Origin of the sequence: Bacillus xiamenensis, assembly GCF_001857925.1 — a bacterium.
In the GTDB taxonomy this organism is placed as follows: Bacteria; Bacillota; Bacilli; order Bacillales; family Bacillaceae; genus Bacillus; species Bacillus xiamenensis.
In genome coordinates this window covers 14,984-39,033 of sequence record NZ_CP017786.1, presented here as the reverse complement: position 1 = coordinate 39,033, position 24,050 = coordinate 14,984, and the positions used below count along the sequence as shown (strand labels likewise).

Below are 24,050 nucleotides of genomic sequence, written 5' to 3'. Positions count from 1 at the left end.
TTCGTAGTAAGGTGATGAGTATGGCGAAAAAGAGAAAACGTAAAACAAGAAAAAAACAAAATAAACAGCTAAAACTGAAATATGAACTCAATGGGTTAGTCTGTATTGCCATAGCGATCATTGCCATTTTACAGCTGGGTGTTGTGGGACAAACCTTTGTACATCTATTCCGGTTCTTTGCAGGTGAATGGTTTATTCTCTGCCTGATCGGATTATTTCTTTTTGGTGTGACGATCTTCTGGAAAAAACAAATTCCTGATTTGCTGACAAGAAGAAAAGCAGGTCTATATTGCATCATTGCTAGTATCTTGCTTTTATCACATGTAAAGCTTTTTCAGCATCTTTCAGCTGCAGGCATAATAGGCTCTCAAAGTGTGATCAGAAATACGTTTGAGCTGTTTTTAATGGACATAAAAGGGGAGACAGGGACGCCCGATTTAGGCGGCGGAATGATCGGTGCCATATTATTTGCGGCCTCGTATTTCTTGTTTGCACAAGCAGGCTCTCAAATCATGGCCATTGTTCTGATGCTGATTGGCGTTGTGCTGATCACAAACCGGTCCCTCCAAGAAATGGTCAAAAAAGTAACGCTGCCTGTCTCACAATTTATGGTGAAGCAGTGGAAGGCATTTGTCCAAGATATGAAAGGGATCAGGCAGGCAAAAAAGAAAGCACCCTCTCAGAAAACAAGTGAAAAGAAAAAACGTTCCCGCGTCCAAGATGAGGACGAAGATGATCATATCTTGATCGAGGAGGAACCGCCCGTTTCTGACAATAGCCAGCCCATTATTTCAAGTTTTGCAGATAGGGATGATATTCTCAAACCGCCTGTTCAAAAGCAGCAGGTGATAAAAGAGGCAGATCCTCTTCAAGAGAATGGACAAAGCGCCTCATCTCAAGGTGCGGTGGATGAAGTAAAAGAAGCCCCGCCTATGACGTTCACTGAGCTTGAAAACAAAGATTACGAATTACCGTCGCTTGATATTTTAGCTGAACCGCAGCATTCAGGTCAGCAAACAGATAAGAAAAATATATACGAAAATGCCAGAAAGCTTGAAAAAACGTTTCAAAGCTTTGGTGTAAAAGCAAAAGTCACACAGGTTCATTTAGGACCGGCCGTGACAAAATATGAAGTATATCCAGATGTCGGTGTGAAGGTAAGTAAGATCGTCAACTTAAGTGATGATTTAGCTCTTGCTTTAGCAGCAAAAGACATTCGAATCGAGGCCCCAATTCCAGGTAAATCAGCCATCGGAATTGAGGTTCCGAACGCAGAAATCGCGATGGTCTCTTTAAAAGAGGTTTTAGAATCGAAGCAAAATGACCGTCCAAATGCCAAGCTGCTCATAGGACTGGGCCGAAATATTTCTGGTGAAGCTGTGCTTGCTGAATTGAATAAGATGCCGCATTTACTTGTTGCCGGCTCGACTGGAAGCGGAAAAAGTGTATGTATCAATGGCATTATCACAAGTATTCTCATGAGAGCAAAACCTCATGAAGTGAAGATGATGATGATTGATCCGAAGATGGTGGAATTAAATGTCTATAACGGCATTCCGCATTTACTCGCTCCGGTTGTAACGGACCCAAAAAAAGCCTCCCAGGCACTCAAAAAAGTAGTGAGTGAAATGGAGCGACGCTATGAATTATTTTCTCATACGGGAACAAGAAATATAGAAGGATACAATGATTACATTAAACGAATGAATCAAACAGAAGAGGCCAAGCAGCCAGAGCTTCCTTATATTGTCGTCATTGTAGACGAGCTTGCAGATTTAATGATGGTCGCGTCCTCTGATGTGGAAGATTCCATTACAAGGCTTTCTCAAATGGCACGTGCCGCGGGGATTCATTTAATTATCGCGACACAAAGACCTTCTGTTGATGTCATTACAGGTGTCATTAAAGCAAACATCCCTTCCCGCATTGCATTTAGCGTATCCTCACAAACAGATTCAAGAACCATCCTCGATATGGGAGGCGCAGAAAAACTGCTGGGCAGAGGGGATATGCTGTTTTTACCAGTCGGTGCTAACAAACCAGTTCGTGTGCAAGGCGCCTTTTTATCAGATGAAGAAGTAGAACATGTCGTTGATCATGTTATCACACAGCAAAAAGCGCAATACCAAGAAGAAATGATTCCAACTGAAGAAACGCAGGATCAGCTTGCCGCTGTGGACGATGATTTATATGATGAAGCAGTTGAACTGATCATTGGCATGCAGACGGCTTCTGTCTCTATGCTGCAAAGGAGATTCCGCATCGGTTATACACGTGCGGCACGCCTGATTGACGCAATGGAAGAACGCGGTGTTGTCGGGCCGTATGAGGGAAGTAAACCGAGAGAAGTCCTGCTTTCAAAAGAACAATATGACGAGCTCTCTTCATAAATCGAAGAGAGCTTTCCTAAAATAAAGTTAACCATATATTGATTATGTTAACTGGATGTCAGACTATTTATTTATTTGCAAAAACATGATATAGTTATGTTCATCTTATCTCGGAATAGAGATTTCTCATCTTATCATTTGCATTGATTAGACGGAGGGAAAACATGTCGACCAAAACAGACAATCGCCATTTATATTTGAAAGTGATTGACCGTATCAAAGAAGATATCCAAACAGGCGTATATGCCGAAAAAGAAAAGCTGCCTTCTGAGTTTGAGCTCTCAAAGCTGTTAGGCGTGAGCAGAGCGACACTGCGTGAAGCCCTTCGTATATTAGAAGAAGAGAAATACTTAATTAGAAGGCATGGTGTGGGGACTTTCGTCAACTCAAGACCGCTCTTTTCTACAGGCATTGAACAGCTGACAAGTGTCACGAAAATGATTGAGCAGGTCAATATGACGCCAGGCACCATCTTTTTATCCTCTCAAGAAGGGGAGCCAACAGAGAATGATATCATCCGTTTTCAATGTGAGGAATCCGATAAGGTTTTTTCAATGGAACGCGTTCGAACGGCAGATGGACAGCCAGTCGTTTATTGTTTAGATAAAATTCCGGTCAAACACCTTCCCGCTTCTTTTACACATGAAGAAGAGTCGCTTTTTGAGCTGTTTGGACGAGAACCGCATAGCGGAATTAAATATGCAGTTGCTGACATCGAACCGATTGGTTATCATGATCAGGTCTCACCGATACTTGAATGTGACCCGGAAACAGCGTTATTATTATTGAAACAAATGCACTATGATCAGGATGATCAGCCGGTCTTATACTCGCTCAATTACTTTCGAGCGGATAAATTCAGCTTTCATGTCATACGTAAACGATTTTAACCAAGCAGTCGCTTTCATAGGCGGTTGCTTTTTGTTTGCCCATACATAAAACCCGCAAAACTTGCCACACTAATATGTAACAGTATATAGAATTGGGTGAATGATGTTGGGCGAGAAAACAGTCAGTAAAAAGAATATTATTGCATTATCATCAGTGCCTCTAATCATGACACTTGGGAACTCGATGTTAATACCCGTACTGCCAGAGATAGAAAAGAAACTCTCGATCACTTCCTTTCAAGTCTCACTCATTATTACGGTATACTCCGTTGTGGCGATTTTGTGTATTCCAATTGCCGGTTATTTATCTGATCGGATTGGGCGAAAAAAGGTGCTCCTGCCGTGCCTTTTAATTGCCGGACTTGGAGGAGCTGTGGCAGCGGCTGCCTCAACTATCATGAAAGAACCCTACATGTGGATTCTGTTTGGCAGGGTCCTTCAAGGTGTTGGCTCAGCCGGGGCGGCACCTGTCGTCATGCCGTTTATAGGCGATTTGTTTCATGATGATGAAGAGGTCAGTGCGGGACTTGGAGCGATTGAAACCTCTAATACAGCTGGAAAGGTACTAAGCCCTATTATCGGAGCACTGCTTGCCTCTTGGTTTTGGTTTGTGCCGTTTTGGTTCATTCCGTTCTTTTCGATCATCAGCTTTCTTATGGTGCTGTTCATGGTTGAGTCCGCGAAGAAAGAGGAAGACCCACCTACATTTAAAGAATTTTTAAAATCAACAAAATCGATTTTTAAGCATGAGGGACGCTGGCTTTATGCCATTTTTGCTATCGGCGGTTTTATTATGTTTCTTCTTTTTGGTGTGCTCTTTTATTTATCCGATAACTTAGAGGCCGCTTATCAAATTACGGGTGTCAAAAAAGGCTTGCTTCTGAGTATCCCACTCCTTTTTTTATCCATCAGTTCTTACATTGCTGGGAAAACGATCGGCAAAGAAAAAGGAAAAATGAGAATCTTTCTAATCGTTGGCATGGCTCTTTTATCAATTTCCTATCTTTTTTTATGGTGGAATCACAGTTTTTACGTATTGTTTATCTGTTTAAGCATTGGGGGAGTGGGGATCGGTATTGTTCTTCCTGCACTTGATGCTCTCATTACAGAAGGAATTGAAAAAGAGCAGTGCGGAACCATTACCTCATTTTATAGCAGTATGCGGTTTATCGGTGTCGCTTTAGGTCCACCAATTTATGCCTTTCTCATGGATAAAGGAGACTCCATTGTGTTTATTTTATCGACCATTTGCAGTCTCATTTCATTATTTTTGGTCCTCTTTTTCATCCAGCCAGATGAAAAGGATGAAAGTGAACAATTGAAAACGGTTTAAGATAGAAAAAAAGACGGTATATTACCCTCTTTTTTCTTTTTTATAAATTGACATGTAAAATTTTGATAGTTAAACTAATGTATAGTAATATCTTTTAAATTATCCCAAATAGGAGGTGTTCAAAAACATTCATTTTCTGTCTTTGTTTAGGCAGAAATTGAGCTCGTGGCTGATGATCAACATGTGTGTCTTCAACACGAAAGGACAATTGAATATGTCATCCTGCCATTGGCACGTTGAAGGAGACGCAGTCAGCACTTCAGCCCGCTCAAAAGCAGCAAATTGATTGAAGAACTAGAAGGAGCTTGAAGCAGCTATGTTGCAAATTATTAAAGCAAGATGGATTGTAGTAATGGTGTGGATGATCACAGCTGTAATTCTGTTTGTGACCGCACCAGATTTAGAGGAATTAACAAGAGAAAAAGGGCAGTTAAAGGTTCCGGAGGGGACACCAACAGCAGAGGCACTTCACTTATTGGATAAGCTTTCAGGTCAACATGGGAAAAAAGATACTGGTGTGATTGTATTCTCCGAACAACATTTGTTCCCTGCAAAAGAGCAGGAATTAAAAAAGGCTTTAGCTGCACTCATGACGCATGCCCCAGAACTCCACATTGACGGAATTACTTCGTATTTTCATGTAGATCCGGACATTCAAAAACAACTTTTATCAAAGGATAAAAGTACACTTCTTGTTCCATTCAAATTCGATCACTACGAAACAAAAGCTGTGAAGATTAAAGAGCAAATTGAGGAAGTTTTAAAGCCCTACAACGTCTCATATGAAATGACGGGTCAAAAATTTGTGGATTCAGATGTCATTAACAGCTCTCAACAAGGTCTGAAGAAAACTGAACTTATTACGATGATTTTTATTTTCTTTATTTTAATCATTGTATTCAGATCAATATTGGCACCTGTTGTTCCGCTCATTACGATCGGCATTTCCTATGCTGTCAGCCGTTGTATTGTCGCTTTTCTCGTAGAATATACACAATTTCCTCTATCTAATTTTACTCAGATTTTTATGGTAGCCATTATGTTCGGTATAGGAACGGATTATTGTATATTACTTTTAAGCCGTTTTAAAGAGGAGATCGGTCAGGGACGTGATGTCAAGGAGTCGATTATCATCACGTATCAATGTGCAGGGAAAACGGTCTTTTTCAGCGGTTTAGCCGTATTAGTCGGCTTCTCAAGTATTGGGTTTGCAAAATTCCAATTGTATCAATCAGCCGTCAGTGTTGCCGTAGGAGTTGGCATCCTATTAATTGCACTTATCACGATCGTTCCTTTTTTTATGTCCGTTTTCGGAAAGTCCCTTTTCTGGCCGTCTAAAAGAGAAAACATTCGTCATCCGCAAAGTAAGATATGGGAATTCGCAGGGCGTTTTTCATTTAAAAGACCGCTGATCAGCTTAGGTATTGTTGCACTCATCACTGTTCCTCCTATCCTGATGTATGACGGAACCCTTTCTTATAACAGCTTAAATGAAATTGGGACAAAGTATGAGTCAGTGTCTGCATTTAATACGATATCAGAGCAATTTGGCTTTGGTGAAGCGCTGCCGCTGAATGTGCTTGTCGAAAGCGACAGTGAGCTGGATAATCAAGAAAAGATTGTCGCGATTGAAAAGCTGACCCGTAAGTTAAATGACATTGAGGAAGTAAAAGCCGTTCGCAGTGTCACACGTCCAGTTGGAGATGGGTTGAGTCAGCTCTACGTGACTTCTCAAGCGAAAGAACTGGGCGGAGAGCTTGGTAAAGGTCATGAAGGCATCGGAAAAATTTCAGATGGATTGACCGAAACAAATCAAGCCCTTCTCAAACAAAAACCTAAAATTGAAAAATCCGCACAAGGCATTGACCAGTTGATTGATGGTACAAAAGCCATCAAAAGCGGTATCCGAGAAGTGAGAAAATCACTGATTGCTTTAGAAGATGGTGTCAAACGCAGTAAAGACGGAGTAGGAACCATTCGCACTAAAATCAAAGAAGCGAAAAAAGAATTAGAGCAAGAATATCGCAGCAGTGAAGCCATGATAAAAGAACTTGAACAAGTGGTAAGCACACTGGAACGTCACGCTGATTCGAATCAGCAGCTGATGACAACCGTTAAGAAAGTAAAACAATCCTACGACAACCTATCATTTGAAGCACTAGAGAACGAGCTCCCAGAAATCAAAGACATGGATGAATATAAGGAAATCAAAAAAGTATTCAAAGACACAAAGGGAATGCTTGATCAAGCTGGAGAGCAAATGAGTGTTTACGAAGAAGAAGCATCTGCCTTTAAACAAAAGATCAAAAAAGCAGATCAAGTCATTCAAACCTTATCAAGCAGGCAAAAAGAAGTAAAACGTCAAGTAAAAGAGCTCATGACAGGTTTGGATCAAATTTATAATGGTCTGGATGAAACAAATGAAGGCCAAAAACAATTAATCAAAGAAATGCCTAAAATCGAAGATGGCGCAGATCAGCTGACAGATGGTCAAAAAGCCATGAAAAAAGGATTTACCCAGCTATCATCTAAACTGACCTTATTAACAAATGGATTAGATGAAAGTATTTCCGGGCTAGAGCAAGTCAAAAGTGGCTTTACAGAAGCGGACAGCTACTTAAAGCAGCTTCAGCAAGCGCCAGATGAAGAAATAACGGGCTGGTTTATACCAGAAGAAGTATTAAAACGCCATGAGTTTAAGAAAATATTTCATACGTACATGTCTCCAAATCGTAAATTAACAACTTTTGAAGTGATTTTAAATGTCAATCCATACAGCAATGAAGCGATGAAAGGTGTAGCAAAAATTGAGGACACCCTTGATCAATATTTACCTGTAAGTGGATTGAAAAATGCCAGCTACGGTGTATCTGGTATTTCAAGTTTAAATGTGGACTTAAAAGAAACATCTGACGGTGACTTTATTCGAACGGTTATTTTCATGTTAATTGGTATCTTCTTTATATTAATTTTATTATTACGGTCAATCGTCATGCCGATATACTTAACGCTTTCACTTATTTTAACGTATTTTACATCTATCGGTTTAACAGAATGGATTTTCAAAACATTCTTTGGCTACGATGGCGTCAGCTGGGCTGTCCCATTTTTCAGCTTTGTCATTCTTGTCACACTCGGCATTGATTATTCGATCTTCCTTATGGATCGTTTTAATGAATGGAAGGGTGAGCATGTTCAAGCATCCATGATGTCAGCAATGAGAAACATGGGATCTGTCATTATTTCAGCAGTTACCATTTTAGCGGGCACTTTTGCTGCGATGCTGCCATCAGGTGTATTATCTTTAGTTGAAATTGCAACCGTCGTACTCATTGGACTATTATTATATGCTTTTGTTGTTCTGCCGCTCTTTATTCCGGTCATGGTTCGTATTTTTGGTCAATGGAATTGGTGGCCGTTTAGAATGAAATAACAACTAGCGTCTCTGCTATAAGCAGAGGCGTTTTTATTTCCTATCCTTTCCTCTGATTGATATAATGACTATTAAATGGCTGTTTTACGTATATATCAGCCATGTTCTAATACATAATAAATAGGATGAACAAAGGAGGTTTCTCATGACGTACTTACAAGAGAAGACATTTGCTACACCTGGTCTTCATACTCATATTGTCAAAACAGAAAAATTTAAAACAGTGACAATCCTTTTTAAAATGCTTGCGCCTCTATCCAAAGATGACGTGACCATGCGGTCTCTTTTCCCGCATGTGCTGTTAAGAGGAACAGAAAAAATGCCGAAAACAGGAGAGTTGCGAGCTTATTTCGATGAGCTCTATGGGGCAACGGTTTCGGCAGACATGGCGAAAAAAGGTGAAAATCATATCATTACATTCCGTCTAGAGATGGCGAATGAAAAATATTTAAAGGATCAGACCCCGTTATTAGAAAAAGGAATGGCCTTACTGTCTGAGCTGTTATTCCACCCGCACGTTGAAAATGGGGTGTTCAGCCCATTATATGTTGAGCAAGAAAAACGCACATTAAAACAGCGAATTCAAGCAGTCTATGATGATAAAATGCGTTATTCGAACTTAAGACTTGTGCAGGAAATGTGTAAAGGCGAACCCTATGCACTGCACGTCAATGGTGAAATGGAAGACGTCGAGGGGATTACGGCAGAAGCTCTTTTTAAAGCTTATGAGCATGCGCTTCAATCAAACCAGCTTGATTTATATGTTGTAGGAGATGTTGACGAACAAGACATCCACCGAATGGTTTTGCAGTACTTCAAAACAAATGAAAGAGAGCCGATCAAACAAAACGCCGAATCAATTAGAACTCAAACAGAACCAAAAGAAGTCATTGATGAAGAGGATGTAAAACAAGGAAAGCTGAACATTGGCTTTCGCACGCATACAACAATTGCGGATGAAGATTATCCGGCGCTACATTTATTTAATGGCATATTCGGCGGCTTCTCGCATTCAAAGCTATTTATCAACGTTCGCGAAAAGGCAAGTCTTGCCTACTACGCTGTCTCTAGACTTGAGAGCTTTAAAGGTTTGATGATGGTCATGTCCGGTATTGAAGTCGGCAACTATCAGCAAGCAGTAGACATCATAAAAGAACAATTTGATGCAATGCAAAAAGGTGATTTTTCTGATGAAGCCATTGATCAAACAAAGGCTGTCGTCAAAAATCAGCTGCTGGAAACGATTGATACGTCTTACGGGACAGCAGAATACTTATATCAGCATGCAGTCGTGCCAACAGGCGAGACCCTTGATTCCTTTTTAGAGGCGTTAGACCGAGTGACAAAAGAGGACATCATCAAAGTGGGTCAGAAAATCGAATGGGATACGACCTATTTTCTTAAAGGAACGGAGGGTGCTTCATGACGGTGAAAACCATTCAATTCGATCAACTGCAAGAGACGGTATATCATGAAAAAATGGACAGCGGTCTTGATGTTTATGTGCTGCCAAAGCAAGGATTTAATAAAACATATGCGACCTTCACAACAAAATATGGCTCTGTCGATAACGAATTTGTACCGCTTGGCAAAGAAGACATGATCCGTGTGCCTGACGGAATTGCCCATTTCTTGGAGCATAAGCTGTTTGAAAAAGAAGATGGAGATGTGTTTCATACCTTTAGTAAACAAGGAGCAGCTGCAAACGCATTTACGACGTTTACAAGAACGGCATACTTATTCTCAAGTACCGCAAATGTCGAACAAAACCTTGAGACGCTCATTGATTTTGTGCAGGAGCCTTATTTCACTGAAAAGACGGTTGAAAAAGAAAAAGGCATTATCGGTCAAGAAATCAATATGTATGATGACAATCCGGACTGGCGTTTATTCTTTGGTTTGATCGAAAACCTATATCAAGAACACCCAGTGAGAATTGATATTGCAGGAACAGTCGAGAGCATTGCGCCTATTACAAAAGACCATTTGTATGAATGCTACGAAACGTTCTATCATCCAAGTAATATGCTCCTTTTTGTTGTCGGTCCCGTTGACCCGAAACAAATTTTAGATCAGGTAAGAGCGAATCAGGCAAAGAAGCCATTTACAGACCAGCCTGAGATCAAGCGGAAAGACATCAATGAGCCTGAACAAGTGTATCGAAAAGAATATGAATTAAAAATGAACGTACAAGGCTCTAAATGTATGTTTGGTTTGAAAACAAAAAATCCTCATAAAAAAGGCAAACAACTTCTGAAACATGAACTTGGAATGAATCTCATTTTAGAGACGCTGTTTGGTAAAAGCTCCTTACAATATGAGAGAATGTATGAAAAAGGCTTAATTGATGAGACCTTCAGTTACGACTACACAGAAGAAGGCGGCTTTGGCTTTACATCAATTGGCGGAGATACAAACGATCCTGATCAGCTGGCAAAAGAATTAAAAGAAACCCTTCTGCAAGCAAACAGCCTGATCACAGAAGAAAAAATTGAGCTCGCTCGCAAGAAAAAAATCGGCAGCTTCCTAAAAGCCATGAACTCTCCAGAATACATCGCCAATCAATTCACGAGATATGCGTTTTTAGAGATGAGCTTATTCGATGTCGTGCCAGTGCTCGAGCAAATTCAATTAGCAGATATTCAGCAGATCTTACAAGAAGAGATTGATGAAGAACGGATGTCTGTGTTTAAAGTCGTTCCAAAAACAAAATAAATGAGAAAAAGACAAACTCGAATCAAAAGAGTTTGTCTTTTTTATGTCCAATGGAAAAAAATAAATTGGATTGAAAGAATTTAGATTGACAATCGTTTTGTTCGTTAGTTAAACTCTTTAATAGTTAAACAATTAAACTAAAGGGAGCAGCGTATGGTACAAGATAAAATTGCCCAACTTATCCAGAGATATGCGGACGTCTATCTCATGATGGAAAAAAAAGTATCGAGTATGATTACGGAAAAGCTTGATAAGGAACTGACCCTTGATCAGTATTACTCGCTTCGTTACATTAATTTACATCCAGGATGTACTTCAACAGATCTTGCCATTGAATGCAATGTCAATAAAAGTGCTGTGACATCCATGACAAATCGTCTTTTTAATAAAGATTATATTTATCGTGAGCATGATCAAGCTGATCGAAGAAATGTTCACCTTTATGTGACTCCAGAAGGCAAAGATGTCGTCAGTCGAATGGAAAAGCAGCTACAGGATTTAGTTCGGTCATATTTAGAAAAGTTTGAAGAAAAAGAAATCGCATCATTCATTCAAACATATGAAAAGATTTATCAAATTATCATCGAAGAGGAGGCACAAAGTACTAATGAGAGCAATCATAAAGGGTAGATGGCTAATCACCATTCTTTGGATCGTGCTAGCGGCAGTCTTATTAATGACAGCTCCTAATATGGCACAATTAACAAAAGAAAAAGGGCAAATTTCTGTTCCAGATGGCTATCCTTCCTCATACGCCAATCAGCTATTAAAGAAAATGTCTGAAAATGGGGATACGGAAAAATCGATTGTCATTGTTTTTCAAGGAAAAGATATCGTAAAAGAAAGAGAAGTGTCCTTGAAGAAAGCTATGGAGATTTTAGAAAAAGATCAAGATCTCCACGTTGAAGACATCACTTCGTATTTTGATGCGAGTAAAGATATCAAAAAACAAATGCTCTCTAAAGATCAAACGACGCTGCTTGTTCCAGTGACATACGACTCGAACAAAATCAAAGCATCTGTTTTTAAAGAAAAAGTCAATGAAAAGCTAAAGAGTCTGAACCTGACATTTGAAATGACAGGGCAGCCGCTGATTGATGATGATGTGATCACAAGTTCACAAGAGGGCCTGAAGAAAACGGAATTCATTACCATAGGGTTTATCCTCATCGTTCTTGTGCTTGTCTTTAGATCAGTAGTGGCACCGCTTGTTCCATTAGTAGCAGTGGCACTTTCCTACTTGGTCAGTCAATCCATTGTCGCTTATCTAGTAAAGTATGTAGACTTTCCGCTCTCGACCTTTACTCAAATTTTTATGGTTGCGATCATGTTTGGGATTGGAACCGACTACTGTATTCTACTGCTAAGCCGGTTCAAAGAAGAACTATCGCATGGAAAAGATAAAATTGAAGCAATTATTACAACATATAAAACGGCAGGTAAAACGGTTTTATTTAGCGGAATTGCTGTCCTTATTGGCTTTACATGTATCGGTCTAGCTCAATTCCAGCTGTATAAATCAGCTGTAGCAGTTGCGGTAGGTGTCGCTGTGCTCATTCTAGCACTCCTGACTGTCGTTCCATTCTTTATGGCTGTTTTAGGAAAAGTGTTATTCTGGCCGATTAAAGGGGATATTGCTCATCCTCAATCGAAAATGTGGGAAACAGCAGGGCGCTTTTCATTTAAAAAACCACTTTTCAGCTTATTGATCGTTGGTATTATTACTCTTCCGCCGATTCTCATGTATAAAGGGACACTGTCCTATAACAATTTGGACGAAATCGGTGATAAATATGAATCCGTTCATGCGTTCAATACCATTTCTGACAAATTCGGACCAGGTGAAGCACTCCCAGCTACCGTTGTGGTGAAATCATCTGATCTATTAGACAATAACAAAGGGCTGATTGCTGTTGAAAAGCTAAGCCGCGCGATTGAACAAACAGATGGCGTGAGTAAAGTAAGAAGCGCAACACGTCCTGTTGGTAAAGGCCTAAATGATCTTTACGTGAAAACACAAGCCAAAGAGCTGAATACCGGACTTGATAAAAGTAATAATGGCTTGAAATCGATCCAAGATGCTCTTACAAAAATGAGTAAATCCATCGAGGATCAAACACCACAAATAAAATCATCAGGAAAAGAGATTAATAAGCTGATTTCTGGAACTGAATCCGTACAATCAGGTATTCAAAACGTTGAAAAATCGTTGAGAAAACTGCAAAGCGGGATCGATCAAAACAAAAAAGGCGTTTCCAAAATCAAAGAAGAAATAAAGGGTGCAAAAAAGGAATTAACGGATCAGGTCGCACAAGTGAACGAGCAAGTTGCGCTGTATAAAAGCATCTCCAAAGAATTAAAGGCAGCATTGGCGCAAGTCGATACGTCTTCTTCTGCCGCAGCGGATGTAAAGGCTATGATCAGTCAAGCGAATAAACAATTCAGTACACTTGAAAATCAAATTCCGCAAGTAAAAGAAAATGAATCGTATCAAGCCATTAAAGCTTCTTATAACGAACTTTCTGCTATTTTGCAAGAAGGGGCCAAACAGGCTGATAGCTATGCAAAGCAAGCAAAAGAAGCGAAAAAACAGCTTGAAGCAGCAGACGCCTTTATCGCAAAAGCAACAGAACAGCAAAAAGTGGTTACAAATAAAATTGATCAGCTGATTGCTGGCTTAGACGCCATTGAAAAAGGTCTGGAACAAACGTCTAAAGGGCAAGAACAACTGGCTGATGGAATGCCTAAACTTGCAAATGGCGCGGGAGAGATCATTAACGGTCAAAAACTAATGAAAGAAAAGATTGGCAGCTTTGGGGATGATCTGACCAAACTGACTGATGGTCTAAATAAGAGCGTAGATGGACTTGGAAAAATCTCCAGCGGTCTTATGGGGGCAGGTGACTACTTAGACGAACTGAAAAATGCACCAGATCAAGATATGGCTGGCTGGTTTATTCCAAAAGATGTGCTAAATAACAAAGCATTTAAGCAAGTATTTGACTCCTACATGTCGGATGACCGCAAGATGACAAAGATTGATGTCATTTTAGAAAACAATCCATATGGCAACGACGCCATGAAAACGATCAAACAAGTAGAAGCTTCGGTAAAACGTGCACTTCCTGAAACAAACCTAAAGGATGTTTCGTTTGGTGTATCTGGTGTTTCCAGTATGAACGCAGATTTAAAACAGCTGTCAGACCAAGATTTTAATAAGACGGTTCTTTACATGATGATCGGTATTTTCCTCATACTAGTGATTCTGTTCCGTTCTCTCGTTATGCCGCTTTACTTAGTTGGATCGCTTGTTTTGACGTACTTTACAGCCATAGGTGTAACGGAATTTATTTTCACCCATTTCTTCGGTTACCCGGGCATTAACTGGGCTGTTCCATTCTTTGGCTTCGTCATCCTTATGGCACTTGGAGTCGATTATTCGATTTTCTTAATGGAGCGCTTCAATGAATACAAAACGAAAGATCTTCAGTTTGCCATGACGGAATCAATGAAAAATATGGGATCTGTTATTATGTCTGCTGCCGTCATTTTGGCAGGAACATTTGCAGCGATGCTGCCTTCGGGTGTGCTGTCACTCTTACAGATTGCAACGCTTGTTCTGACAGGACTTTTACTGTATGCACTCGTTGTGCTACCATTGTTCGTACCTGTGATGGTGAAGATGTTTGGATCAGCAAACTGGTTCCCATTTAAACGAAAAGAATAGGTATTCCATAAAGAAAGTAGGAACAATGTATGAGTCGTTGGGCGCTGATTACGGGTGCCAGTGGCGGGATTGGGCAGGCGGCGGCCAAAAAGCTTGCCCAAGAAGGTTGCCATCTGATACTCCATTATCACCAAAATGAACAAGCCGCAGTTCATCTTTCCGCTCATTTGGAAGAAGCATATAAAATAGAGACGCACGTCGTTCAAGCGGATTTAGCCAAAACAGGCGGAGCAGCTGAGATTGTCAGCCGTCTGCCGGTATGTCCAGATATTCTTATTTTAAATAGCGGGAAAAGTCATGTCGGATTGGTGACAGATACAGAAAAAGAAGTTCTAGCCAGCATGGTGCAGCTTCATGTCACAAGTCCTTATGAGCTAACCCAATCTTTATTGCCTTCAATGATTCAAAAAAAGGCAGGTCACATTATTGCGGTTAGCTCAATATGGGGAGAAACAGGTGCATCGTGTGAAGTGCTGTACAGCATGGTCAAAGGTGCGCAAAATGCCTTTATAAAAGGACTCGCAAAAGAGCTTGCCCCAAGTGGAATTAGAGCAAATGCGGTCTCACCAGGGGCTGTTCAGACTGATATGATGCAAAGCTTCACGCAAGAGGACCTTTCAATGCTGAAAGAAGAGATTCCACTCGGCCGTCTTGCAGCACCTGAAGAGATAGCAGAGGTCATTTGGTTTCTCGCCTCAAAACAGTCAAGTTATATCACGGGTCAAATATTATCAGTGAATGGCGGCTGGTACTGTTAAAAAACGTGTATAATTCGTCTCTCCATGACAAAAGCTATGGCTGTAATTCATCTTTTCGAATGGAGGAATCGACATGTCTGTACTTGAGAGCTGGGACCATTGGAAAAACTTTTTAGGTGACCGTTTAAATCATGCACAGGATAAAGGTTTATCAGATGATACAATCAATCACCTTGCGTATGAAATTGGCGGATATCTGGCTAATGAAGTCGAGGCAAAGAACGAGCAGGAAAGAGTACTTGCTGACCTTTGGAGCGTTGCATCAGAAGATGAGCAGCGTGCCATTGCAAACATGATGGTCAAGCTGGTTGAAAATAATAGCTCACACTAAACAAAAAGGGGGGGCGTTTGTGCCTCTCTTTTTATTTTAACCGATTCACAACATTGTGCTTTCTAAAAATGTGAAAATGCTTTATGATAAAGGAAGGTAAAAATTTGCCACAATGAAGGGGGTAATATCATTTGGCAAAGCTCGAATGGTATTTTGAATATGAGATACAGGTCAACCGTCCCGGACTTTTAGGAGACATTTCTTCTTTAATGGGGATGCTTTCAATTAATATTGTGACAATTAATGGTGTTGATGTATCAAGACGCGGAATGCTTCTGCGCTGTGACCACACAGATCAAATTAAGCGCCTTGAATCAATTTTAAATACAATGGAAACGATAAAAGTAACAAAATTAAGACAGCCAAAACTTCGTGACCGCTTAGCCGTTCGTCATGGAAGATACATACAGCGGGATGCTGATGACAAAAAGACGTTCCGTTTTGAAAGGGACGAGCTTGGTCTGCTTGTTGATTTTATGGCTGAGCTATTTAAAAAAGAAGGACATAAATTGATTGGCATTCGCGGAATGCCCCGGGTTGGAAAAACAGAATCAATTGTTGCTTCAAGTGTATGTGCAAGCAAGAGATGGCTGTTTGTGTCGTCTACTCTCTTGAAACAGACGATCCGAAGTCAGCTGATTGCAGATGAATACAGCCCAGATAACGTCTTTATCATTGATGGGATTGTGTCGACAAGACGAGGTTCTGAGAAGCACTTGCAGCTTCTAAGAGAAATTATGAGACTGCCTGCAACAAAAGTGGTGGAGCATCCAGATATCTTTATTCAAAATTCAGAATATACAATGGATGATTTCGACTATATCATTGAACTGCGTAATAGTGCAGACGAAGAAATTACATATGAGCACGCTGAAGAACCACAAGTGTTTGATCATTCTGGTTTTTCTGGCTTCGATTTTTAATATGGTAATGGTAGGTGTTTGTTTTGACTGAATTGGGAAAACGGCTCGTTGAGGCCAGAGAGGAAAAAGGGATGTCGCTGGAGGATCTTCAGATGGCTACCAAAATCCAAAAGCGCTACTTGCTAGCAATCGAACAAGGAAACTATGATATTATTCCAGGTAAATTTTACGTCAGAGCGTTTATTAAACAATATGCCGAAGCCGTTGGACTTAATCCTGAACAATTGTTCGAAGAATTTCGTAAAGATGTACCAAGCATGTATAACGATGAAGTGTCTGATACATTATCCAATATTAAGCCGCAAAGAGAGCTGCCAAAGCCTGCTTCAAAGGTGCTGGAGCTGCTCCCGACGATTTTAATCATTGGAGGCATCCTTGTCGTCATCGCCATTATCTATGTGATCGTGCAAGCGGTCAACCATGACAGTGGTCAGAAAAATAATCAGACGGCTCCGCAGCAATCTGAATCTAAATATGAAGTGTCTAAAGATTCATCACTTGCAAAGGACCAAAAGAAAAAAGAAAAATCTTCGTCAGAGGATCAAGAAAGCACATCCACAAAAGACGATTCTTCTAAAGATGAGTCATCAAAAGACGATGAAGCTGTTTCTTTGAAAGCGACGAATACAGAAGGATCAACGACAACGTATGAAGTATCAGGTGCAGAGGACATGGAATTAACCATTTCTGCCACTCAGGCTTCATGGTTTCGTGTGAGAGACGAATCTGGCAACGTGCTCAAGATGGGTGAACTAAAAGACGGTGATTCGTTTAAAACAGATATAACTAAGCTCTCTCAGGTGGATATCCGCCTAGGGAACGCGACTGGGATTGACATAAAGGTCAATGACGAGAAGCTGAAGTACGAATTAGACCCTAAGAACACCATGACACAGAACATTGTGATTGTGAATAAAGGAAAGGAAAAGTCATCTTAAGCAAGTAGATGACTTTTCTTTTGTTCCTACTATTAAATACATAAAAAATGCTTTATTGGAGGATTGGAATTCATGTTTAACTTACCGAATAAAATTACGCTTTCTAGGATCGCTTTGATCCCTGTGTTTATGATCATTATGCTCGCTCCTTTAGACTGGGGTGTTGCACGCTTTGGTGACGTCAGCATTGAAGTGGCTCACCTTGTCGGAGCGATCTTGTTTATAGTGGCTTCGACAACCGATTGGATTGATGGTTACTATGCCCGTAAACTCAATCTAGTAACAAACTTTGGTAAATTTTTAGATCCGCTTGCAGATAAATTGCTTGTTTCAGCGGCTTTAATTATACTTGTTCAGTACAACCTTACTCCGGCTTGGATGGCGATTGTAATCATTAGCCGTGAATTTGCCGTAACGGGTCTAAGGCTCGTTTTAGCTGGAGGCGGTGAAGTGGTAGCGGCCAATATGCTTGGAAAAGTGAAGACGTGGGCGCAAATCATTGCGATTTCAGCACTTCTATTGCATAACCTGCCGTTTGAACTTGTATCATTCCCGTTTGGTGATCTTGCGATGTGGGTAGCGGTGTTCTTCACTGTTGTCTCAGGCTGGGATTACTTTGCGAAAAACTGGGAAGCTTTAAAGAATTCTAATTAAAAAGGACGTGTACGCTTTGAAGTCAGAGAGAAAAGCAGAAATTATTGCAGTCGGTTCTGAACTTTTGCTAGGGCAAATTACGAATACGAATGCACAATTTATCAGCAAACAGCTAGCTGAAATGGGTGTGAATGTTTATTACCACACAGCAGTTGGTGACAATCCAGAGCGTTTAAAACAGGCCATTCAAGTGGCGCAGGAAAGATCTAATTTTATTATCTTCTCAGGTGGTCTTGGACCGACTAAAGATGATTTAACAAAAGAAACCATTGCAAATACGCTCGGCAAAGAGCTTGTACTAAATGAAGAAGCATTTGAATCAATCCAAGATTACTTCAGAAAAACCGGACGTGATATGTCTCCGAACAACCGGAAGCAGGCACTCGTTTTAGAGGGTTCTGATGTTCTTGCCAATCGCTTCGGAATGGCACCAGGTATGTTTATTCAAGAAGGAGATACGTTTTATATCCTGCTTCCTGGACCGCCAAGTGAACTACATCCGATGTTTGAAAACGAAGCAAAGCCGCTTATTTCTGAGAAACTTGGCTTGAAGGAAAAAATTGTGTCTGTCGTCCTGCGTTTCTTCGGCATCGGTGAATCTCAGCTTGAAACAGACCTTGAAGATTTAATTGATGCTCAGACCAACCCAACGATTGCACCGCTGGCAGGTGACGGGGAAGTGACCTTGAGGCTTACAGCCAAGCATGAGGATGAACAAGAAACGGAGCGTCTGTTAAAAGAAACAGAAGCACAAATTTTAGAGCGGGTTGGCGAGTACTTCTACGGTTATGGTGATACATCGCTTGTCCGTGAAGCGTCCAAAGCATTGCACGAACAAGGGAAAACAGTAGCAGCGGCTGAAAGCCTGACTGGCGGCATGTTTTCTGAATGGCTGACCGATCTTGAAGGCGCATCGTCGATTTTGCGCGGCAGTGTCGTTTGTTACACAAATCAAGTCAAGCAGCAGGTGCTCGGCTGCCGGGAGGAAACGTTATCTTCTCATGGTGCTGTCAGCAAAGAGTGTGCTTTAGAGCTCGCTGAAGGGGTTAGAAAGCTGACCGGAAGTGATATTGGTATTAGCTTTACGGGTGTAGCAGGCCCTGATACCCAAGAAGGACAGCCTGTTGGAAAAGTGTTCATTGGGCTATCCACAAAAGATCAGACAGATGTGTTTGAGTGGATGTTTACAGGCAGTCGATCAGGTATTCGCAAGCGTGCTGTGAAATATGGTCTGCATCACCTCCTCAAATTATTAAAAGAGAGTTAATTTTGTTTTTTACTAGGTTTACTCCTTTATAAAAGAGCATTTTCTCTAATAGAAACAGCACTTTTCTTAAATCATCTGCCAATAAAAAACGAATATGTGTTCGATTTTTTCTTGGCAAATGACGTAAAACAAGGTATAGTATAGATAGTGGAATTGATAAAGGAGGAAACAATAGAATGAGTGATCGTCAAGCAGCCTTAGATATGGCTCTTAAACAAATAGAAAAACAGTTTGGTAAAGGCTCTATTATGAAACTAGGAGAACAAACAGATACACATATTTCAACAGTACCAAGTGGTTCGTTAGCACTTGATACTGCGCTTGGAATAGGTGGGTATCCTCGCGGCCGTATTATTGAAGTATATGGTCCAGAGAGTTCTGGTAAAACGACAGTAGCACTTCATGCAATTGCTGAGGTTCAGCAGCAGGGAGGACAAGCTGCGTTTATCGATGCAGAACATGCGCTAGATCCGGTTTATGCTAAAAAACTAGGTGTCAACATTGATGAGCTGCTGCTTTCTCAGCCGGATACAGGAGAACAAGCACTGGAAATTGCAGAAGCACTTGTCCGCAGTGGTGCAGTTGATATTGTTGTCATTGACTCAGTAGCTGCTCTTGTACCAAAAGCAGAGATCGAAGGAGATATGGGAGATTCACACGTCGGTCTTCAAGCGCGTTTAATGTCTCAAGCCCTTCGTAAACTGTCAGGTGCCATCAACAAATCGAAAACCATTGCGATCTTTATTAACCAAATTCGTGAAAAAGTAGGGGTTATGTTCGGTAATCCTGAAACAACACCTGGTGGGCGTGCACTGAAGTTCTATTCGTCTGTTCGTTTAGAAGTACGCCGTGCTGAACAGCTGAAACAAGGCAACGACATTATGGGGAATAAAACGAGAATTAAAGTCGTAAAAAACAAAGTGGCACCGCCATTCCGTGTTGCGGAAGTAGATATTATGTACGGTGAAGGAATCTCAAAAGAGGGAGAAATCATCGACCTTGGAAGCGAACTAGATATCGTACAAAAGAGTGGTGCATGGTATTCTTATCAAGAGGAACGTCTTGGACAAGGCCGCGAAAATGCGAAACAGTTCCTAAAAGAAAACAAAGACATCCTTCTCATGATTCAAGAGCAAATTAGGGAGCACTATGGCTTGGATACAAACGGTGTGAAACCAACCGAAGAAGAAGGACAAGAGGAACTGGAATTTAATGACTAAAAAGACGCTGAAAAAAAAGCGTCTCAGATTGTTGACAAAAGGCTCAAATGATCTTTATTTTAGCCCTTTGTCTTCTTTTTAGTGTGATAGAAAACCTTTGCAGTCTAGGAAGGACGAGGACCAGAGCAGAGCGAATTTGCCATTCGTGAGCACCGGCACGCAGGACTGACACCGAATGCGAGGGTTTGTCTACTCTCTAAGACGCTGAAAAGCGTCTTTTTTTTACAATTACATGACAGCTAGCGGGTCGAAAGTTCTGTTTTTGCTTGAAATAACGACTTACGCCTCAGTCTGACTAGCTTGACAAGTATTTCCGACACAATTACAATGAGAATGTATCACTTGTTTTTCTTAACATGATTGATAACTAATTTAAACTTGACAAGGGCAGTGAGGATCTCATTCCCTGTGAAGGCCCTGTATGTTGAGACACAAAACAATGTACATGCCGACACTTTATTTGTAAAACCAAGTTCATAGCAAGAGGAGGTGAAAATATGTCGCCTACGATGTTTACGATCATCTCCATTTTGCTGAGCCTAATCTGTTTAGTTGTTGGCTACTTTGTTCGTAAAACCATTGCAGAAGCAAAAATATCCGGCGCAAGAAACATGGCCGAACAAATTGTTGAGGATGCAAAGCGTGATGCGGAAGCATTGAAGAAAGAAGCGCTCTTGGAAGCGAAAGATGAAATTCATTCGTTTCGTGTAGAGGCGGAGCAAGAAGTTCGTGAAAGACGTAATGAGCTTCAAAGACAAGAAAACCGTTTACTTCAAAAAGAGGAAAATCTGGATCGTAAGGACGAATCTTTAGATAAACGGGAGTCCCTGTTGGAGAAGAGAGATCATTCTCTGAATGAACGACAACAACATATTGAAGAGATGGAAAGCAAAGTGGATGATATGATTCGTTTGCAGAAAGCCGAGTTGGAGCGTATTTCTAGTCTAACTCGAGATGAAGCGAAACAAATCATTCTGGATCAAGTTGAAAATGAGCTTTCCCACGACATTGCAGTCATGACGAAAGAATCTGAAAACCGGGCGAAAGAAGAGGCTGATAAAAAAGCGAAAAACATTCTTTCACTTGCGTTACAGCGTTGTGCAGCTGATCATGTAGCTGAAACAACGGTATCTGTAGTCAATCTTCCAAATGATGAAATGAAAGGTCGTATTATCGGACGTGAAGGACGAAATATCCGTACGTTAGAAACGTTAACAGGTATTGACCTGATCATTGATGATACACCTGAAGCTGTCATCTTATCGGGCTTTGATCCGATTCGACGTGAAACAGCAAGGATAGCTCTGGACAAGCTAGTCCAGGATGGACGTATTCATCCTGCACGAATTGAAGAAATGGTGGAAAAATCACGCCGTGAAGTCGATGATTATATCCGCGAGATGGGTGAGCAAACGACATTTGAAGTTGGCGTTCACGGTCTGCATCCGGATCTCATCAAAATTCTCGGTCGCTTAAAATTCCGTACAAGTTATGGACAAAATGTCCTGAAGCATTCCATTGAGGTTGCACATCTTGCAGGTCTCATGGCTTCAGAGCTTGGAGAAGATGCAAAGCTTGCAAAACGAGCAGGTCTTCTGCATGACATTGGAAAAGCCATTGATCATGAAGTAGAAGGAAGCCACGTAGAAATTGGCGTTGAGCTTGCGACGAAATATAAAGAGCATCCTGTTGTCATCAACAGTATTGCATCTCACCACGGTGACCAAGAACCGACATCGATTATCGCTGTTCTTGTTGCGGCAGCTGATGCATTATCTGCAGCACGCCCTGGTGCAAGAAGTGAGACGCTTGAAAATTACATTCGGAGACTTGAGAAATTAGAAGATATCTCTGAATCTTATGAAGGTGTTGAAAAATCGTTTGCGATACAGGCTGGACGTGAAGTACGTATTATGGTGAAGCCAGATTCAATTAATGATCTTGAAGCTCACCGTCTAGCAAGGGATATTCGTAAGCGGATTGAGGACGAGCTCGATTACCCTGGTCACATTAAAGTGACGGTCATTCGAGAAACTCGCGCAGTAGAGTATGCAAAATAGAGCGGTGCGCTTAGCGCCGCTTTATTTTTTTGTGTAAATATGCAACACTGATAAGAAGATCATTTTATAAGAGAAAGGGTTCAAAGCGCATGAAAATATTATTTGTTGGAGATATCGTCGGTTCACCTGGCAGAGATACACTAAAAGAATACTTACCAAAGCTAAAGAAAAAATATCAGCCGCACTTTACCATTGTGAATGGAGAAAATGCTGCTCACGGAAAAGGTCTCACTGAGAAAATCTATCACGAGCTGCTTCAATCAGGAGCTGATGTGCTCACGATGGGGAACCATACATGGGACAAAAGAGACATTTTTGATTTCATCGATGACGCAGCCAATATTGTTCGTCCAGCTAATTTCCCGGAAGGTACGCCTGGGAAAGGTCTCACTTTTATTAAAAAACAAGGAAAAGAATTAGCTGTCATCAACTTGCAAGGCCGCACATTTTTACCGCCAATTGACTGCCCGTTTCAAAAAGTAGATGAGCTCATTGCGGAAGCATCAAAACGGACACCATTTATTTTTATTGATTTCCATGGTGAAGCGACGAGTGAAAAGCAAGCAATGGGCTGGTATACGGATGGCCGTGCATCGTGTGTTGTTGGAACGCATACACATGTTCAAACAGCAGATAACCGTGTATTGCCAAAAGGAACTGCGTATATTTCAGATGTTGGAATGACAGGTCCTTATGACGGCATTTTAGGTGTTGACCGGGAAACGATTATTAAACGATTCAAAACGAGTCTGCCTGTCCGTTTCGAAATTGCAGAAGGTCGCACGACATTAAGTGCAGTGATCGTAGAAATTGACGAACAGTCGAAAAAAGCTGTCAAAATTGATCGAATTTTGATAAATGATGACCATATTTTCTTTGAATAAATATTCACATATTTATTTCAGCAAAATATTAATCAGAAAGAAGGAATATGCGCCCTCTATCGTGAATATAGTAAAAATGGTAGGTAGCCTGCTATTTTTGAAAAACATTTTGGGGATGGATTTTCAAAAAAATAGCCACATCTAACAAAGATTGTTCTAATGAACACTCACTTATCCATTGTAAATTTAAGGGGGAGCAAAAATGGAAATTTTAAAAGTTTCAGCAAAGTCAAATCCAAATTCAGTAGCGGGAGCATTAGCCGGCGTTTTACGTGAACGCGGTGCAGCGGAAATACAAGCAATCGGCGCTGGAGCACTGAATCAGGCGGTCAAGGCTGTCGCCATTGCAAGGGGATTTGTTGCGCCTAGCGGAGTGGATTTGATATGTATTCCGGCCTTTACTGACATTCTTATCGATGGAGAAGAAAGAACAGCAATCAAACTGATTGTTGAACCACGATAATTCTAATTTTATTATTTTCAACCTGCTTACATCATGTAAGCAGGTTGTTTTTGTTTACCGCTAT

Annotated in this window: 18 protein-coding genes; all 18 read left to right on the top strand. The window is 40.9% G+C overall.

The genetic code is table 11. The features are described 5' to 3' along the window. The first annotated feature begins 20 nt into the window (after positions 1 to 20). Positions 21 to 2,390, top strand: a complete 2,370-nt coding sequence (locus BK049_RS00150; RefSeq protein WP_071167603.1) for an FtsK/SpoIIIE family DNA translocase — start codon at positions 21 to 23, stop codon at positions 2,388 to 2,390. Between the two features lie 164 nt (positions 2,391 to 2,554). Continuing rightward, positions 2,555 to 3,280 (top strand): GntR family transcriptional regulator, encoded by a 726-nt coding sequence (locus BK049_RS00145; protein ID WP_008358051.1) that lies wholly within the window; start codon positions 2,555 to 2,557, stop codon positions 3,278 to 3,280. A gap of 103 nt (positions 3,281 to 3,383) precedes the next feature. Beyond that, complete coding sequence (bcbE, locus tag BK049_RS00140) at positions 3,384 to 4,613, top strand: bacillibactin exporter BcbE (protein WP_232532160.1); 1,230 nt, start codon at positions 3,384 to 3,386, stop codon at positions 4,611 to 4,613. Positions 4,614 to 4,929: 316 nt separating this feature from the next. Continuing rightward, positions 4,930 to 8,046 carry an MMPL family transporter gene (locus BK049_RS00135; RefSeq protein ID WP_071167602.1) on the top strand — a complete coding sequence of 1,039 codons (3,117 nt, stop codon included), beginning with the start codon at positions 4,930 to 4,932 and terminating at the stop codon, positions 8,044 to 8,046. A 145-nt stretch (positions 8,047 to 8,191) separates the two neighbouring features. Beyond that, positions 8,192 to 9,472: an EF-P 5-aminopentanol modification-associated protein YfmF gene (gene yfmF / locus BK049_RS00130; protein WP_071167601.1), complete on the top strand. Its 1,281-nt coding sequence runs from the start codon at positions 8,192 to 8,194 to the stop codon at positions 9,470 to 9,472. Continuing rightward, positions 9,469 to 10,761, top strand: coding sequence for an EF-P 5-aminopentanol modification-associated protein YfmH (gene yfmH, locus BK049_RS00125; protein ID WP_008358042.1), 1,293 nt, complete (start codon positions 9,469 to 9,471; stop codon positions 10,759 to 10,761). The genes yfmF and yfmH overlap by 4 nt, the downstream gene beginning before the upstream one ends. A gap of 153 nt (positions 10,762 to 10,914) precedes the next feature. Beyond that, positions 10,915 to 11,391 (top strand): MarR family winged helix-turn-helix transcriptional regulator, encoded by a 477-nt coding sequence (locus tag BK049_RS00120; protein ID WP_071167600.1) that lies wholly within the window; start codon positions 10,915 to 10,917, stop codon positions 11,389 to 11,391. Continuing rightward, entirely contained in the window at positions 11,369 to 14,488 is a 3,120-nt protein-coding gene (locus BK049_RS00115) for an MMPL family transporter (RefSeq protein ID WP_071167599.1), read from the top strand. Before BK049_RS00120 ends, BK049_RS00115 begins: the two co-directional genes overlap by 23 nt. 29 nt (positions 14,489 to 14,517) lie before the next feature. After that, entirely contained in the window at positions 14,518 to 15,246 is a 729-nt protein-coding gene (ymfI, locus tag BK049_RS00110) for an elongation factor P 5-aminopentanone reductase (RefSeq protein WP_008358036.1), read from the top strand. Positions 15,247 to 15,319: 73 nt separating this feature from the next. After that, positions 15,320 to 15,577, top strand: coding sequence for a DUF3243 domain-containing protein (locus tag BK049_RS00105; protein ID WP_008358034.1), 258 nt, complete (start codon positions 15,320 to 15,322; stop codon positions 15,575 to 15,577). Positions 15,578 to 15,708: 131 nt separating this feature from the next. After that, the gene (locus BK049_RS00100) at positions 15,709 to 16,500 is read left to right on the top strand and encodes a DUF3388 domain-containing protein (protein WP_003211480.1); all 792 of its coding nucleotides are present in this window, start codon (positions 15,709 to 15,711) and stop codon (positions 16,498 to 16,500) included. A gap of 23 nt (positions 16,501 to 16,523) precedes the next feature. Beyond that, a complete protein-coding gene (locus BK049_RS00095; protein ID WP_071167598.1) occupies positions 16,524 to 17,438 on the top strand; it encodes a helix-turn-helix domain-containing protein in 915 nt (304 codons plus the stop codon). A 72-nt stretch (positions 17,439 to 17,510) separates the two neighbouring features. Further along, positions 17,511 to 18,092: a CDP-diacylglycerol--glycerol-3-phosphate 3-phosphatidyltransferase gene (gene pgsA / locus BK049_RS00090; RefSeq protein ID WP_071167597.1), complete on the top strand. Its 582-nt coding sequence runs from the start codon at positions 17,511 to 17,513 to the stop codon at positions 18,090 to 18,092. 16 nt (positions 18,093 to 18,108) lie between these two features. Then, entirely contained in the window at positions 18,109 to 19,359 is a 1,251-nt protein-coding gene (locus tag BK049_RS00085) for a competence/damage-inducible protein A (RefSeq protein WP_008358028.1), read from the top strand. A gap of 176 nt (positions 19,360 to 19,535) precedes the next feature. After that, positions 19,536 to 20,579: a recombinase RecA gene (gene recA / locus BK049_RS00080; RefSeq protein ID WP_008358025.1), complete on the top strand. Its 1,044-nt coding sequence runs from the start codon at positions 19,536 to 19,538 to the stop codon at positions 20,577 to 20,579. Between the two features lie 497 nt (positions 20,580 to 21,076). Continuing rightward, the gene (rny, locus tag BK049_RS00075; RefSeq protein ID WP_003211958.1) at positions 21,077 to 22,639 is read left to right on the top strand and encodes a ribonuclease Y; all 1,563 of its coding nucleotides are present in this window, start codon (positions 21,077 to 21,079) and stop codon (positions 22,637 to 22,639) included. A gap of 89 nt (positions 22,640 to 22,728) precedes the next feature. Further along, positions 22,729 to 23,523 (top strand): TIGR00282 family metallophosphoesterase, encoded by a 795-nt coding sequence (locus BK049_RS00070; protein ID WP_008358024.1) that lies wholly within the window; start codon positions 22,729 to 22,731, stop codon positions 23,521 to 23,523. Positions 23,524 to 23,725: 202 nt separating this feature from the next. Further along, a complete protein-coding gene (gene spoVS, locus BK049_RS00065) occupies positions 23,726 to 23,986 on the top strand; it encodes a stage V sporulation protein SpoVS (RefSeq protein WP_003211281.1) in 261 nt (86 codons plus the stop codon). Positions 23,987 to 24,050: the final 64 nt, after the last annotated feature.